Source organism: Rhizobium grahamii CCGE 502 (assembly GCF_000298315.2).
Classification (GTDB): Bacteria; Pseudomonadota; Alphaproteobacteria; order Rhizobiales; family Rhizobiaceae; genus Rhizobium; species Rhizobium grahamii.
The window spans coordinates 60,397-76,246 of the sequence record NZ_AEYE02000005.1 but is presented as its reverse complement, the minus strand read 5'-3'; the positions used below and the strand labels follow the sequence as shown (position 1 = coordinate 76,246).

Below are 15,850 nucleotides of genomic sequence, written 5' to 3'. Positions count from 1 at the left end.
TTTTCCGGCAAAGTCTTCAAAGTATGACAGAGTGGTTCTGCGCCATTTTGCGATAAAAAGCTTACCCGAGACTTACCCATCTTGCGTTGCAATATGAGACAGCCGGCGTTCACCCTCCGGAAACCTTGCCGGCTTCGGTTTTGATAACCATCCAGGGAGGCAAAGTTTTCTTAACCGCGATTTTTAAGCTGTCTCGAACAGGCGGCGCCTATTGTCGAGCCATAGAGGGCGAAAAGCCCCGAGGAGAAGACCGGAAACCGGCTCTCAGGTAAGACAAGGGTAGAATGAACATGAACAACACCGTTATGAAGCCCGTATGGGCTGGAACGACACTGCGTCTCGATCCGTCTCGCTTTCCCCAGCAGGTCAGCTACGCCATCCACGACTCCACAAGTGACGTCAGCATAACGATCGACGAACGTGGCGCCATCCTGCGCAAGGTTCTCCCCTCGAGCGGCCTGCCGCTTTCGATCGCACTTCCCAAGCGCGCCTTCAAGGGCGTTGCCGCCCGCGCCATCGACCATGGCAACGGCGAAGTCACCGTAACCCTGGAGCTTCATCACGAAGATCCGGAACTCTGCGTGCCGCTTCTGGTCGCCCATGACCTGGCGGATATTGCCGCCGACTGGCGCAGCTGGTCCGAAGCCTTCCGCATTCCGATGCTGATGGTCGAGGCCGACGGCATTGCCCGTCCGCTGGAAGAACATCTCGGCGACCTGCGCACCAGCGCGTTGAAGCCGCGCCGCCGTCACTCCTACTTCGCCAACCGCCGCCCGCGTTTCCTCGTGCGCCGCACGACCGGCAAGCTCGGCGTCGCCATGAAGATCGAAGGCAAGGAAATCATCGCCCGCAGCTGAGCGGGGCGATCTGCCAAAACCAAAAACCCGGCCATTGTGCCGGGTTTTTCGTCTTCCGTATCTGGCCTAAGGCAAGACGAAGAGCAGCGACAAGAAAAGGCCGGCAAATATGATCAGTCCGACGCGATTGTTCGACTTGAACAGGGCCAGGCATTGGTCGCCGTCGTTGATATCCAGCGTTACGATTTGCCACGCAAACATGCCGGCGGCAATGAGCAGGCCGAGATAGGCGAACAGTCCGACACCTGCCGCCAGGAAAGCGCAGAAGGCGAGCACGAGGGTCAGACCATAGAGGCCGACGAGCCACTGTTTCGTCTTGTCGCCGAACAACCGCGCAGTGGAACGAACGCCGATCAGTTCGTCGTCCTCCTTGTCCTGATGGGCGTAGATGGTGTCATAGCCGATTGTCCAGACCACCGAGGCGACGTACAGGAAAATAGGCGCCAGCGAGAGGCTCCCGAAAATCGCGGCCCAGCCCATCAAGGCACCCCAGGAGAAGGCAAGGCCAAGGAAGAACTGCGGCCAGTCTGTAAAGCGCTTCGCAAAGGGATAAAGTGCCACAATGGCGAGCGAGAGGACGCCGAGGATGACGGCAAACCAGTTCAGCTGAAGCACGACCAGCAGCCCAACCAGCGCCTGCAGGACGATGAACGCCTTGGCCTGGTTGCGCGTCACCCGACCCGATGGCAGCGGCCGCGACCGAGTTCGCGCCACTTCCATGTCGATCTTGTGGTCGACGAGATCGTTGTATGTGCACCCTGCCCCGCGCATCGCCACTGAACCGATGAAGTAGAGCACGAGATGGAAAACCAGCTGACCGCCAGAAAACTGGCCGAGAGTGGCTGCGGCATTGGCAGCCATTGTTGCCGACCAGAAGCAAGGCCACATCAGGAGCTGCCAACCGATCGGCCGATCCCAGCGCGCAAGCTGCGCATAGGGCCAGAGCCACGGAGGCAGGACCCGATAAACCCAGTTGTTCGATGGCGCATCCGCAACGCGCCCGTTTATTCCGCCGATCTGTTGCATGACGTCATCTAGCGATCGGTCAAGGCGCGGGTCAAGGTCCAATTCACGGCCGTCGGGGCGACCTTCAGCGCCCGTTCCATCGCCGGATCACCGGCTCGGTCAGGTCGTGCTCATAGCCGAGAACGCTGATGCTTGTCGTGTCGAGAATGAAGCGCGCACCGTCCGTTGGCGGCAACCCGAGCCAGCGGGCGCCAAGTACCCGGAGGAAATGCGAGCTGGAGAAGATCAAGATCGGGGCATCGGCCTGCCGTAGTTCCGAAATGATCCGGTCAGCCCGGGCGCCGACATCGTCTGCCGCCTCACCGTTGGGGCAGCCATCGCGAAACAGCTGCCAACCGGGCCGGCTTGCATGGATCTCCTTGGAGGTGATGCCTTCGTAGGCGCCGTAGTCCCATTCCGCCAAGTCATCCTTGACGATGGCCCCGGCGTCGAAGCCCGCGAGCGCGCAGGTATTGCGGGCACGTTGCGACGGGCTTGACCAGACGGCAGTAAAGCTCTTACCCGCAAGGCGTGGACCGACCTGACGCGCGGCCGCCTCGCCGTTTTCGGTGAGCGGGATATCACTGCGGCCAGTGTGTCGTCCTGACAGGCTCCACTCGGTTTCGCCGTGACGGACAAGATAGATTTCCGGAAGGGTGCTTGCCATTGCCATCAGGCTCCGAGTTTGAAAGGGCGCGGTCCTTGCCGCGCCCTTTGATCTGGGTCAGAGAATGACTTTTTCGAGCGGCGGGCGCGTCGCCTCGAATTCCTTCAGCTTTGCCTCGTTCGCCGCGATGTAGTCGCGATTGTCGGGGGTCGAATACTGGTTCTTGGAAATCTGGATCTGCATGACGAACAGTTCGTCCCAGCGGAAGCCGATCTCGGACCCGGCGAGATAGAACTCCCACATACGGAAGAATTGCTCGTCGTAGAGCGCGACCGCTTCGGCCTTGCGCGCGACGAAGCGGTCGCGCCAGTGGCGCAATGTGTGGGCGTAATGCAGCGGTAGCACTTCGACATCGCGAACCAGCAGCCCCGCACTTTCGATGAACGGCAGCGTCTCGCCGATCGAGGGGATATAGCCCTGCGGGAAGATATACTTCTCGATGAAGGCATTGGTCGCGAAACTCGGCTTCGGACGCGCAATCGAGTGCAGCACCATGACGCCGTCATCGGCAAGAAATTCGTGCACCTTCTTGAAGAACTTGCCGAAATTGCCGATGCCGACATGCTCGAACATGCCGACCGATACGATGCGGTCGAACTTCCTGCCCGTCATCGTTCGGTAGTCCTGCAACTCGAAGCGCGCGCGATCGGCAAGACCGCGCTTCTGCGCGCGCTCCCGCGAGATCTTCAGCTGCTCCTTGCTGAGCGTGATGCCGGTGAGCTCCAGCCCTGGCGTGGATTCCACCAGGTACATGCCCATGCCGCCCCAGCCGGAGCCGATCTCCAGAACGCGTTGGTTTGGTTCGAGCAGAAGCTTCGCGGCGATGTGCCGCTTCTTGGCGACCTGCGCCTCCTCCAGGCTGATGCCGGGCGGATTGTAGTAGGCACAGGAGTATTGCCAATCCTCGTCGAGAAAGAGCTCGAAGAGCTTTTCGGACAGGTCGTAATGGTGGGCAACGTTGCGCCTGTTGCGGTTGATCGGGATGCGGCTTTTCAGCTGCTGCAGGGCAATGCGTCCGATCAGGAGGGCCGCCATCGGGATATCGAAGATCTCGTTGGTGGTATTCTGTTTCACCATCGCCAGGAAATCGTAGATGTTGCCCTGTTCTAGGATGAACCGGCCCTCCATGAACATTTCCCCTAGCTTCAGGGTGGGATCACGGCGGATCAGCTGTTCCGCCTCTTCATCGGCCATGCGAACGACAACCAGTTCACCAGTGCCGTCGCCAACCATATGCGTCTCGCCGCTGGCGAGAGTCAGTCTCAGATTACCTTTACGGATGAGTTTTTGGACGATCGATAAGAAAGCCGACGCCATAAGCAAGGCCTCGCATTGTGACAGGATGGTCCATTCAACTTAGTACCTCTCTGCCGCCTTACAAGCGCCGTATTTCGCACCTCGGCAACATGGTCGCCAAAGTGTGACATTTTTGCAAATTCGATGGCTAAGCGCTTATTTTCGCTTCATCGCCTCGGCCAGCGCTGCGCCAAAAGCTCCCTGGCTCTCTGGCTTTGAGGGAGCCGAGCGCCGGTCGTTCTGGCCGCGGACAGGCTGACCGCGTGACTCGCCACGAGGGGCCGGAGTCTGCGAACCGTCGTCCTTTCGCATCGACAGACCGATGCGCTTGCGCTTGGCATCGACCTCGACGACGCGCACTTTCACCACATCGCCTGCCTTCACGACTTCGTGAGGATCTTTGACGAAGCGGTCGGCGAGCTGTGAGACATGCACCAATCCGTCCTGATGCACGCCGATGTCGACGAAGGCGCCGAAGGCCGCGACGTTGGTGACCGTGCCCTCTAGGATCATGCCCGGCGTGAGGTCGGAGATCTCGTGAACGCCTTCGGCAAAGGTCGCGGTCTTGAAGCTCGGGCGCGGATCGCGGCCGGGCTTTTCCAGTTCAGCTAGGATATCCTTCACTGTCGGCAGACCGAACTTGTCATCGATGAACTGGCGCGGGTCAACAGCCTTCAGGACGGCGCTGTCGCCCATCAGCGAACGCAAGTCACGGCCGCAAGCGGCGACGATCTTCTTGGCGACGCCATAGGCTTCCGGGTGGACCGAGGAGGCGTCAAGCGGCTCCTTGCCATCGCGAATGCGCAGGAAGCCAGCGCATTGTTCGAAGGTGCGCTGGCCAAGACGGGCGACCTTCAGGAGGTCACGGCGGCTCTCGAAGCGTCCTTCGCTGTCACGATGCTTGACGATGGCGTCGGCAATCGAGGCACCCAGACCGGAGACACGGGAGAGCAGCGGTGCAGAGGCAGTGTTGAGATCCACACCAACGGCATTCACCGCGTCTTCGACGACGGCGTCGAGCGAGCGCGACAGTTTCTGTTGATCGACGTCGTGCTGATACTGCCCGACACCGATCGACTTCGGCTCGATCTTGACGAGTTCGGCCAGTGGATCCTGCAGACGACGGGCGATGGAGACGGCACCGCGCAACGACACGTCGAGGTTCGGGAACTCAAGCGCCGCTGTTTCGGATGCGGAATAAACCGAAGCGCCGGCTTCCGAGACGATCACCTTGGTCGGCTTCGGTGCGGGCAGATCGGCGAGCATGTCGGCGACGAGCTTTTCCGTCTCGCGGCTGCCGGTGCCGTTGCCGATCGAGATCAGTTCGACATTGTGCTTTCGGATCAGCGAAGCAAGCTCCAACTGCGCGCCGCGCACGTCGTTTCTCGGTTGGAACGGATAGACGGTCGAAGTAGCAACCACCTTGCCGGTGGTGTCAGTGACGGCAACCTTGACGCCTGTGCGGATACCCGGATCAAGCCCCATGGTCGGGCGCGAACCGGCAGGTGCCGCCAGCAGCAGGTCCTTGAGGTTGCGGGCGAAGACGTGGATCGCCTCTTCCTCAGCGCGCTCGCGAAGCTCGCGCATCAGATCGAGCGACAGCGACATGGAGAGCTTGACGCGCCAGGTCCAGCTCGCGACCTCCATCAGCCAACGGTCGCCGGGGCGGCTGTTGCCGATCTCGTAGGCGGCCGCGATCATGCGCTCTACCGGCTTGTTCGGAGAGGCGGTCTCGGCATCGGCTTCGATAACAAGCGTCAGCACCTCTTCGTTCCAGCCACGCAGCATGGCCAGCGCACGGTGACCCGGCGCCGTCGCCCAGCGCTCGGAATGGTCGAAATAGTCGGAGAACTTCTCGCCTGATGCCTGCTTGCCGTCGACCACCTTAGCCTTCAGCAAAGCAGCGCCGCGCATATGGGCGCGCAGCTTGCCGAGCAGGTCGGCGTTTTCCGAAATACCTTCGGCGACGATGTCGCGTGCGCCTTCAAGCGCCGTCTTCACATCAGGCACATCGGCGCTGATAAAGCCTTCCGCCAGCGCTGCCGGCTCCCTCGAGCGATCGGCGAGGATGGCTTCGGCCAACGGTCCAAGGCCACGTTCGCGGGCGATTTCGGCGCGGGTGCGACGCTTCGGCTTGTAGGGGAGATAGAGATCCTCAAGCTCGGCCTTGGTACCGGCCTTGGCGATCTTCGCCATCAGCTCGTCGGTCATCTTGCCCTGGCCGTTAATGGACTCGACGATCGTGTCGCGGCGGGCTTCCAGCTCGCGCAGATAGACCAGTCGCTCCGCCAGATTGCGCAGCTGGGTATCGTCCAGCCCGCCCGTCACTTCCTTGCGGTAGCGGGCGATGAAGGGCACGGTCGCGCCTTCGTCGAGCAGCTCGATCGCCGCCTTGGCCTGATCCGGCCGGGCGTTGATTTCGGAAGAGATGACAGCGGCGAGCGAACGAAGATCAGCGGCCATGGGAGTTCCTGCGTTTCACAAAAGTCGCGGGACAATAGCGACGGAAAACGGCAAGGCAATGCCCGGCGTCGCTATCCACAGCAACATAGCACGGATGGCGGCCGTTTTTGCGGTTGTGTATGTGCGGCATTCTTTGCTAGCAGAGGCGACCGTTTTTTAGCCCCGCCTTGTGGCGCCTTCCCTGGGGAAGGCAAGGAAAGTGACATGCCAGATCTGCTCCTAGAACTCCGCTCCGAAGAGATCCCGGCCCGCCTGCAGCGCAAGGCTGCCGGCGACCTGAAGAAGCTCGTGACCGATGCGCTTGTCGAGGCAGGACTTTCCTACGAGGGTGCGCGCGAATACTGGACGCCGCGCCGGCTGACGCTCGACATCCGCGGCCTGACGGCACGCTCCGCCGACGTGCGCGAAGAGAAGAAGGGCCCCCGCACCGACGCCAACGAAAAGGCGATCGAAGGCTTCCTTCGCGGCGCCGGCCTGTCTTCCGTTTCCGAAGCGCAGATCCAGAGCGACCCGAAGAAGGGCGATTTCTACATCGCCATCATGTCAAAGCCCGGTCGCGCCGCCGAAGAGATCATCAGCGATGTCATGCCCGGCATCATCCGCGATTTCCCCTGGCCGAAGCCGATGCGCTGGGGTGCGGCTTCCGCTCAGCCGGGCTCGCTGCGCTGGGTCCGGCCGTTGCAATCGATCGTATGCACGTTCGGCACTGAACACGAAGAGACCGTCGTCATTCCGTTCTCGATCGACGGCATCGTCGCCTCCAACGTGACTTACGGCCATCGTTTCCATACGCCCGGCGCCATCACCGTCAAGCGTTTCGGCGATTACATCGCGAACCTCGAAAAGGCCAAGGTGATCCTCGATGGCGAACGCCGCAAGGACATCATCCTGCACGATGCCCGCGACGTCGCCTTTGCGAACGGCCTGGAACTGGTCGAGGACGAGGGCCTGCTCGAAGAGGTCTCGGGCCTCGTCGAGTGGCCGCAGGTGCTGATGGGCAGCTTCGAGGAGGATTATCTTTCGATTCCGGCGGAGATCATCCGCCTGACGATCAAGACGAACCAGAAGTGTTTCGTGACCCGTCCGGTTGGCGGCGACGCACTGTCGAACAAGTTCATCCTCGTCTCGAACATCGAGGCCAGCGACGGCGGCAAGGAGATCATCCACGGCAACGGCAAGGTCGTGCGCGCGCGCCTGTCCGATGCTCTGCACTTCTGGAAGCGCGACCAGGGCGATCTTCCCGATCTCGAAACGCTCGAGGCTTCGGCAAAGAAATTCGGTCTCGACCTCAAGAAGCCGCTCGACCAGCGCATGGCGAAGCTCGATGCGCTCGGTGTGACCTTCCATGCCAAGCTCGGCACGCAGGGCGAGCGCGTGGAGCGTATCCGCGCCATGGCCGCAAAGGTGGCATTCCCTCTCGGTGCCGATTACAAGCTGGTCGACAGGGCCGTCGTGCTTGCCAAGGCTGACCTGCGCACCGAGGCCGTTGGGGAGTTTCCGGAACTGCAGGGTGTCATGGGGCGCAAATATGCTGCTCTTCAGGGCGAGGATGCCGTTGTCGCGACCGCGATCGAGGAGCATTACAAGCCGCAGGGACCATCCGACCAGTTGCCGCAGGACAAGGTTGCGATCACCGTGGCGCTTGCAGACAAGCTCGACACGCTGATCGGCTTCTGGGCTGTCGACGAGAAGCCGACCGGCTCGAAGGATCCATTTGCATTGCGCCGCGCAGCCCTTGGCGTCATCCGCATCCTGCTGGAGCGCCGCGTGCGCCTGACGCTGTTGCCGCGCATCACGAGCCACATGGGCCGCATCGATACGGATATCGGCAAGGCCGTTGACGACAACGACCTGTCGCGCCAATTCGACCTTCTCTCCTTCTTCCACGATCGTCTGAAGGTCTACCTCCGCGATCAGGGCGCACGCTACGATCTTATCGATTCCGTCCTGACCCCTGAAACGGACGACCTGCTGATGGTGGCTCGCCGCGTCGAAGCGCTGACGGCTTTCATCACCTCGGAGGACGGCAAGAACCTGTTGGTTGGCACCAAGCGCGCGACACAGATCCTGGCTGCTGAAGAAAAGAAAGGCACGGTCGTCGCTGACGGTGTTTCGGAAAATCTGTTCCGACTCGACGCCGAGAAGGAACTGTTCGCGGCAATCACCAAGGCTTCCGCCGAGGCATCCGCTGCCGTAGAGAAGGAAGACTTCCGCTCGGCCATGGAGGCGCTCTCGAAGCTTCGCGCGCCGGTCGACAGTTTCTTTAACGACGTGCTTGTCAATGACGAAGACGCCGCTATTCGCGCCAATCGTCTTGCCCTGCTGCGCCTGATCCGTGAAGCAACCGGGACTGTCGCCGACTTCTCGAAGATCTCCGGCTAAGCCCCAGGCATCCGCGCGTCAGGTTTGACATGCGGATGACGTCCTAACATCGAGCAACATTTGCAGAATTTCGTCCTTGTTCAGATATTGATTCAAGGATGGGATCTGCATTTGCGTCAGCTCGTCACGCCGAGAGTTGCAGCCGCGAGGATGCCGTAGCGCGCGGTTTTGGCAACGGTCACAAGCAGCAAGAACATCGGAAACGGTTCGCGAAGAACGCCGGCGACGACGGTGATGGGGTCGCCGACAACCGGCATCCAGCTTAGAAGCAGCGACCACTTGCCATAGCGTCGATACCAGCCCTGTGCCTTGTCGAGCGCAGGCTGACTGACGGGAAACCATCGCTTGTCGCGAAATCGCGCGATGCCGACGCCAAGTAGCCAGTTGACGGTCGAGCCGACGACGTTGCCTGCAGTCGCCACCGCGATCAGCGCAAGGACCGGATACTGCTCGGTGAGAATGAGGGCGACGAGGCCGGCTTCCGACTGCATCGGGAAGATCGTGGCTGCCGCAAAAGCCACCAGGAAAAGGCCGGCATAGACCGCAAGTTCAGTCATGACCTGTCCGCGCCAATGCTCCGCCGCACCCTTTGCCCTTTCACCACGCCCCGAAAGTGGACTGGAACTATCACGTCCTTGGGGTTATGCCAAAACCATGAACAAGATTCTCGTCAGCGCCTGCCTCATGGGCCATGCCGTCCGTTACGACGGTCAGTCGAAGCCCCTCGCCCACCCCGCGATTGCTCGTTGGATCGAGGAAGGCAGGCTGGTGACCATCTGCCCGGAGATGTCCGCCGGAATGCCGGTGCCGCGCCCACCTGCCGAGATCGAGGGCGGCGCGACTGGAGAGGATGTGCTTGATGGCACCGCCCGCGTTGTCGAGATCACCGGTGGCGACGTTACGGACGAGTTCAGACAGGCAGCCGAGAACGCCTTGGCGCTTGCCACAGGAACGGGCTGTCATTACGCGCTGCTGATCGATGGCAGTCCCTCATGCGGCTCCGGCTTTGTCTATGACGGGACATTTTCCGGGCGCAGGAACGCAGGGAACGGCGTGACGGCGGCGCTTTTGAAGCAGGCCGGTATTGCCGTCTACTCAGATCGCGATATCGAGATGCTTGCCGCGCGGCTCGCAGCTGACGAGGACAAAACCGCCGGCTGACCGGACACGACGACATCCCTCAATGCAAAGCGGCCGCCGGATCGCTCCGACGGCCGTATTGCATGTTTGGTGCCTCAGGCGGCGCGGCGAACCTGCGCGGCATACTCCTGCCCACCGCCGACGCGGAAGCCGCGGATGAGGTTGAGAAGCTCATCGGTGTCGCTTGCCAGCGACTCGGCCGACGCGGTGGTTTCCTCCGCCATCGCAGCATTCTGCTGTGTGGCAGCATCGAGTTGGTTCATCGAGGACGAGATCGACCGCAGCGTCGTATCCTGCTCGGAGGCACTGTGGGCGATCTTGGCAACAATCTCGTTGGCCGCCTTGATCTGGTCGGAGATGCGCTTCAGCGCCTCGCCGGCTTCGCCGACCAGGCGAACACCCTGATCGACCTGACCGGACGAGCGGGCGATCTGATCCTTGATCTCCTTGGCGGCAGCAGCCGAACGCTGTGCCAGTTCGCGAACTTCCTGGGCAACGACCGCGAAGCCCTTGCCGGATTCGCCGGCACGCGCGGCCTCGACCCCAGCATTCAGTGCCAGCAGGTTGGTCTGGAAGGCGATGTCGTCGATGACGCCGATGATCTTGCCGATCTCGGCTGACGACTTCTCGATGCCGCTCATTGCTTCGATCGCTTCGGAGACAACCGCATCGCTGCGGTTCGCTTCGCCGCTGACGGCTTGGACGCGCTTGCTCGCTTCATGGGCGCCTTCGGCGGTCTGGCGGACGGCCACGGTGAGCTCGTCAAGGGCTGCCGAGGTTTCCTCCAGGCTTGCGGCCTGTCGCTCGGTGCGCTGCGACAGATCGTTGGAGGCGCGACGGATCTCTTCCTTGCTGACGGCGATGTCGCCGCCCTTGGCGCTGACCCTGGCCATAGCAGCTTCTAGGTGCGCGAGCGCATCGTTGAAGTTGTCGCGAAGAGCGGCGTACTTCTGGCCGAGCTCGGCGCAACGGACCGTCAGGTCGCCCCGGGCGATCAGCTCGAGCGCCTGGCCGATGGTCGAGACGACGTGGTTCTGGGCAACCGTTTCCTCGCGCTGCAGGCGCTGGCTGTTTTCACGCTCGCCGTCGAGGGCCATCTGCTGGGCGGCCTCGCGCTCGGACATGGCGTGGCGTTCCTTGACCTTCTGCTGGAGCGACTGCGTGGCCTTCGCCATCATGCCGACTTCGTTGTTCATGTCGGCATGCGGGATTACGAGCGCGACGTTCTCGTCCGCAACCGCTTCCAGCGCCTGGTGCACATCCTGCAGCGGCTTGGAGATACCACGGATGAAATAGAAGGCGGCCGCGATACCGGCGATCGCGATGATCGCGCAGGCAATGAGCGCCTTCCAGATCGCCTCATTGATCTGCGCCTGCAGGTCGTCGAGGTAGACACCGCTGGACACGACCAGCTGCCAAGGCTCGAAGGCAGCAGAGTAGGAGCCCTTCTCGAACAGCTCGTCGTCAGGCTGGCCGGGCTTGCTCCAGTAGTAGATCGTGCGACCGCCGCCGGCCCGACCCTTGGCGACCATGTCCTTGCTGAAATAGGTGCCGTTCTGATCCACCTGCCCGCCCATGTTCTTGCCGATATTGTCAGGCTTCGGGTGGAAGCGTTGGACGACGTCGTAGTCGTAGCCGAACAGGTAGCCCGCCGGTTCGAACTTGACCTTGGAGAGAACCTTGAATGCTTCGGCCTGCGCGGCCTCATGGGTCATCTCGCCTGACTTTTCACGCTGGTAGTAGGAATCGAGAACAGAGATCCCGGACTGGACCTGCGCGCGCAGAAGATCGAAGCGGTCGTCGTAGATCGCCTGCGAGGTCGTTTTGATCTGGAAATAAGTGGCGATGGCGAAGGCCGCCATGAGCACGCCCACAAGGGCGAACAGTTGATGAGCAATCTTAAGCTTTTTCATGAATGTCTCGCGAAAACGGTGGGTTCGGCAATTCCGGATCGGTGAACTCCCGACCTCTGCGCTGACCCGCGCTTGGCGACGACAATCATGCGTCTTCCGGCCTGGTCGTTACAATTAAAGTGAAGGAATTAACAATTGCCAAGTGACGAGGGCCGGCAGGATTATCAAATGTAATCAGTGCATTCTTGCAGTCGGCGGAGAGCTTGATTCATCCGCGCGCCTGAAAGTTGAAGTGCTTTCGCAAGGCTCGCTGCACGGTTTTCCGAGGCCCGTGGTTAAGCTATATTTCCGGCATGGCTGAGCCTTCGCATGCCTTCGGTGAATTCGTTCTCGATCCCGGCCGCGGGCTGTTGCGGAACGGGCGGGTAGTCGCGCTCGGCCAACGCGGGGTTGCCCTTCTTGAAGCGTTACTTGAAGGCCGCGGCGGCGTTGTTTCCAAGGATGCGTTGATGGAGCGCGTCTGGCCCGGAATTGCCGTCGAGGAGAGCAACCTGACCGTCCAGGTCGCCGCGCTGCGAAAGGCGCTTGGCCCGGCGCCCGATGGGCAGGAGTGGATCGCGACGGTGCCGCGCGCCGGCTACCGCTTCATGCCGACAAACGTGGAGGCGAAAGCGGTTGCGACCCAGGAGCTGCGGCCGGCACTTGCAGTCCTGCCCTTCAGCAATCTCAGCGGCGATCCCAGGCAGGATTATTTTGCCGACGGGATCGTCGACGAGATCATAGCGGCCTTAAGCCGGTTCCGAAGCTTTGCCGTGATCGCCCGGGACTGCTCCTTCGCCTACCGGGGAATGGATGTCAGAAAGATCGCCGCACAACTCGGCGTCAGCTACGTGCTCGAAGGGAGCATCCGGCAGTCGGGTAACCGGCTGCGCATCGTCGCAGAACTCGTCGAAGGTCAAGGCGGAACACATATGTGGGCGCAGACCTTCGATGGCACCCTGGACGAGATATTCGATTTTCAGGATCGCATCACCGAACGCGTCGCGACGCTGATCGAACCGCTGATCCAGACGGCCGAGATCGAGCGATCACGGCGCGACCGGCCCGGAAGCGTCGCCATCTACGACATCTACCTGCAGGCACTGGCGAAGATCTCGACGGAAATTGAAAGCGACAACGCGGCCGCCTATGCCCTTCTCATGCAAGGGCTTGCGGTCGAGCCGGACAACGCGCAGCTGCTTGCCCATGCCGCATGGGCGCTTGAGCATCGCTACACGATGGGCTGGCCCGCGCTCACCGACGACGATGTGGGAGCATGTGCCGCGCTGGCCCGGAAGGCGCTGGAGCACGGCGCGGGTGACGCCATGGTCATGGCCCACTGCGGCGTCGCCTTGATGCAGACGGTGAAGGACTATGATTGGGGGCTCGCGGTTCTGCAGGCGGCCGCCGAATCCAATCCCAACAATCCGATGGCGGTTGTCAGAGCGGGCGTCGGGCACCTTCATTGCGGCAACATCAGCGATGCGCTCAGCCACTTCCACAGGGCCAATCGGCTAACGCCCGGCGATCGGGGCGCACATTTCTCGCTTTGCGGTATCGCACATGCCCATGTCGTCCTTGGAGAGTATGGTCAGGCCGTCGCTTGGGCGTCGAGGGCACTTGCCAGCAATCCGAATTTCGAAGCGACGTTGTGGGTTCTCATTGCTGCGAGCGCGCATCTCGGACGCATGGAGGAAGCCCATCGTCATCTTGCAGCGTTGAGACGACTGACACCCGATATCACGATCGAGCGTATCCGCGCCGGCCAGGCCGGCAAATATCCGGATCGCATCGCCGGCGTCCTCGACGGATTGAGATTGGCGGGCGTCTCGGAGCGGTAGATTCGGATCGTTTCGGAACTTTTCCGCGAGCGGTTCAGGACCGGAACACCCCAACCAGCAGAGACTGCTTCCCACGGCAAAACCGCAAGTGGGAGACGGCAATGATTACGACACTGACCATCCTTTCCCTCGATCAGGGACGCATCTATTCCCCTCCGCCGGAACCCGTTGCCGACTTGGCTCCTGACGAAAGCGAAGCAGGGGTGGCGGCCGTTGGGCACGTCACGAAACAACATCTGCGCTGGTTGAACGCTTCGACCGGATGGCAGGCACTTGCTCGTCTGCTTGTCCCTACCTTCGGAAGCACACCGTTCGGCAAAGCGCACTAGAAACGAAAAATGCGCCCCTGCTTCTCTCAGGGACGCATTTTATCCACCGCGGGGGTGGACCCCGGTCGACCGAAACCTTGGTCAGGCTGGGGCAGGGAACTGGAAATCAGGGCCGAAGCTCGAACTTAGAAACGTCGAGCGGCGCCATTTGTTCCTTGGGCGCAGCTCCCAGGCCCGCCGCGATCGGCTTGACGTCGCCACCGATAACCGCTGCCGTCGTCGAGGCACGGTCAATGTTGTCGGCCGGCTGCTTGGCGGCTGTCATGGACTCGGTTGGGGCCTTGGTTACGAAAACGACCGGCGAGCCACCCATCCAGCCTTCGGTGCGATAGAGCTTTTTCTGGCCATCGACATCGCGAATTTCCGAGGATTGCAGCGAGCCGGGCGCGAGCGTCGGGACGGTGTAGTCCTTCTTGCGCTCGACGGTTTCAAGCGGCCGGCAGCTTTGGCAGCTTTCCTGGCTGATGCTCCCACCACTGGTGCGCGTGTCCTTGCCGACCACCTCGATCGAGGAGGCAACGGCAGAGCCTGCCGCAAAAACAGCTATCGCACCCAAGATGACCTGACGCATGGAACACTCCGTCTCACGTTGAGAAGAGACTAGCGTCGCTTTGTTTCCATCCCGTCAGGGGAAAGGGTAAAAATTTAGAGAACTGACCCGATTTCGGGTTTGCTCACGCTTTTTCGCGCTCGACCGCGCGCCAGCCGATATCGCGGCGGCAGAAGCCGTTGTCCCAGTCGACACTGTCGAGCAGCGCATAGGCGCGAGCCTGCGCCTCGCCGACGGTCTTGCCTGTGGCAGTGACATTGAGGACGCGGCCACCGGTTGCGACCAGCGCTCCATCTTTCAGGGCTGTACCGGCATGAAACACCTTAGCGCCCTCGCCCGCATCCGGGATATGAGCGATCGGAGTGTTCTTGTCGTAGGAGCCAGGATAGCCCTTCGACGCCATCACGACCGTCAGGGCGGGATCCTCGGTCCATTCGGCGGACACCTGATCGAGCGTGCCTGTCGCGGTGGCATGGAGAATCGGCAGCAGATCGCTCTTCAGGCGCATCATCAGAACCTGGCATTCGGGATCGCCGAAGCGGACATTGTATTCGATAAGCTCGGGGCCCTTGGCGGTGATCATCAGGCCGGCGAAGAAGACGCCGGAGAAGGGATAGCCGCTCTCGGCCATGCCGCGCATCGTCGGCTCGATGATTTCCTTCATCGTGCGCTCGACCATTTCTTTGGTCATCACGGGCGCCGGGGAATAGGCGCCCATGCCGCCAGTATTCGGGCCGGTGTCGCCCTCGCCCACCCGCTTGTGATCCTGGGCTGTTGCGAGCGGCAGGACATACTTGCCGTCGCAGAGGCAGAAGAAGCTCGCTTCCTCGCCATCGAGATAGGCTTCGATAACGACTTCGGCGCCGGCGGCACCGAAAGCACCCTCGAAGCAATCGTCGACGGCTGCAAGCGCCTCATCAACGGTCATGGCGACGGTCACGCCCTTGCCGGCGGCTAGGCCATCAGCCTTGACGACGATCGGGGCGCCCTGCTGGCGGATATAGGCCTTCGCCTTCGGCGCATTGTTGAAGCGCTGATAGGCGCCGGTCGGAATGTCGTAGCGGGCGCAGATATCCTTGGTGAAGCCCTTCGAGCCCTCGAGCTGGGCTGCTGCTGTCGACGGACCGAAGACTGCAAAGCCTTCTGCGCGCAGCTTGTCGGCAATGCCAGCGACGAGCGGCGCTTCCGGGCCGACGACGACGAAGTCGATGGCCTTGTCTTTGCAGAAGTCGATGACGGCATCATGGTCGTCGACATTGACGGCAACGAGGGTCGCGTGCTCGGCAATGCCGGGATTACCGGGCGCGGCGTAGAATTCCGTCATGACAGGCGATTGCGCCAGCTTCCAGGCCAATGCGTGTTCGCGTCCGCCCGATCCGATCAACAGAACCTTCATGCCCGTCCCTTTCACGTTTCCGTCTGGCGGTT

At 61.6% G+C, this 15,850-nt stretch carries 13 protein-coding genes; 5 read left to right on the top strand and 8 right to left on the bottom strand.

Annotated features, from left to right (window positions below):
• Positions 1-290 precede the first annotated feature (290 nt).
• Positions 291-857: a DUF6101 family protein gene (locus tag RGCCGE502_RS04425; RefSeq protein WP_016552966.1), complete on the top strand. Its 567-nt coding sequence runs from the start codon at positions 291-293 to the stop codon at positions 855-857.
• Positions 858-923: 66 nt separating this feature from the next.
• Here RGCCGE502_RS04425 and ubiA read toward each other — a convergent pair whose 3' ends face one another.
• The 4 genes from ubiA to RGCCGE502_RS04405 form a co-directional block, all read right to left on the bottom strand.
• Positions 924-1,883 carry a 4-hydroxybenzoate octaprenyltransferase gene (gene ubiA, locus RGCCGE502_RS04420; RefSeq protein WP_016552965.1) on the bottom strand — a complete coding sequence of 320 codons (960 nt, stop codon included), beginning with the start codon at positions 1,881-1,883 and terminating at the stop codon, positions 924-926.
• 64 nt (positions 1,884-1,947) lie between these two features.
• Positions 1,948-2,529: a histidine phosphatase family protein gene (locus tag RGCCGE502_RS04415; protein WP_016552964.1), complete on the bottom strand. Its 582-nt coding sequence runs from the start codon at positions 2,527-2,529 to the stop codon at positions 1,948-1,950.
• A 57-nt stretch (positions 2,530-2,586) separates the two neighbouring features.
• A complete protein-coding gene (locus RGCCGE502_RS04410) occupies positions 2,587-3,846 on the bottom strand; it encodes a cyclopropane fatty acid synthase (RefSeq protein ID WP_016552963.1) in 1,260 nt (419 codons plus the stop codon).
• A gap of 135 nt (positions 3,847-3,981) precedes the next feature.
• A complete protein-coding gene (locus tag RGCCGE502_RS04405) occupies positions 3,982-6,288 on the bottom strand; it encodes a Tex family protein (RefSeq protein ID WP_016552962.1) in 2,307 nt (768 codons plus the stop codon).
• Positions 6,289-6,492: 204 nt separating this feature from the next.
• Between RGCCGE502_RS04405 and glyS the strand changes: the two genes are divergently transcribed.
• On the top strand, positions 6,493-8,670 hold the full coding sequence (gene glyS, locus RGCCGE502_RS04400; RefSeq protein ID WP_016552961.1) for a glycine--tRNA ligase subunit beta: 2,178 nt from the start codon (positions 6,493-6,495) through the stop codon (positions 8,668-8,670).
• Positions 8,671-8,786: 116 nt separating this feature from the next.
• Here the strand turns inward: glyS and RGCCGE502_RS04395 are convergent, their stop codons facing one another.
• Positions 8,787-9,227, bottom strand: coding sequence for a YqaA family protein (locus RGCCGE502_RS04395; protein ID WP_016552960.1), 441 nt, complete (start codon positions 9,225-9,227; stop codon positions 8,787-8,789).
• Between the two features lie 97 nt (positions 9,228-9,324).
• Here RGCCGE502_RS04395 and RGCCGE502_RS04390 point away from each other — a divergent pair, with 97 nt between their 5' ends.
• On the top strand, positions 9,325-9,831 hold the full coding sequence (locus tag RGCCGE502_RS04390; protein ID WP_016552959.1) for a 2-thiouracil desulfurase family protein: 507 nt from the start codon (positions 9,325-9,327) through the stop codon (positions 9,829-9,831).
• A gap of 74 nt (positions 9,832-9,905) precedes the next feature.
• Here the strand turns inward: RGCCGE502_RS04390 and RGCCGE502_RS04385 are convergent, their stop codons facing one another.
• Positions 9,906-11,723 carry a methyl-accepting chemotaxis protein gene (locus RGCCGE502_RS04385; RefSeq protein WP_016552958.1) on the bottom strand — a complete coding sequence of 606 codons (1,818 nt, stop codon included), beginning with the start codon at positions 11,721-11,723 and terminating at the stop codon, positions 9,906-9,908.
• A gap of 293 nt (positions 11,724-12,016) precedes the next feature.
• Between RGCCGE502_RS04385 and RGCCGE502_RS04380 the strand changes: the two genes are divergently transcribed.
• Both RGCCGE502_RS04380 and RGCCGE502_RS04375 read left to right on the top strand, forming a co-directional pair.
• Positions 12,017-13,543 (top strand): winged helix-turn-helix domain-containing tetratricopeptide repeat protein, encoded by a 1,527-nt coding sequence (locus RGCCGE502_RS04380; RefSeq protein WP_016552957.1) that lies wholly within the window; start codon positions 12,017-12,019, stop codon positions 13,541-13,543.
• A 101-nt stretch (positions 13,544-13,644) separates the two neighbouring features.
• The gene (locus tag RGCCGE502_RS04375; RefSeq protein ID WP_016552956.1) at positions 13,645-13,872 is read left to right on the top strand and encodes a hypothetical protein; all 228 of its coding nucleotides are present in this window, start codon (positions 13,645-13,647) and stop codon (positions 13,870-13,872) included.
• A gap of 106 nt (positions 13,873-13,978) precedes the next feature.
• Here the strand turns inward: RGCCGE502_RS04375 and RGCCGE502_RS04370 are convergent, their stop codons facing one another.
• Positions 13,979-14,443: a plant virulence effector HPE1-like domain-containing protein gene (locus RGCCGE502_RS04370; RefSeq protein ID WP_016552955.1), complete on the bottom strand. Its 465-nt coding sequence runs from the start codon at positions 14,441-14,443 to the stop codon at positions 13,979-13,981.
• Positions 14,444-14,546: 103 nt separating this feature from the next.
• Positions 14,547-15,818 (bottom strand): phosphoribosylamine--glycine ligase, encoded by a 1,272-nt coding sequence (purD, locus tag RGCCGE502_RS04365; protein ID WP_016552954.1) that lies wholly within the window; start codon positions 15,816-15,818, stop codon positions 14,547-14,549.
• Positions 15,819-15,850 lie beyond the last annotated feature (32 nt).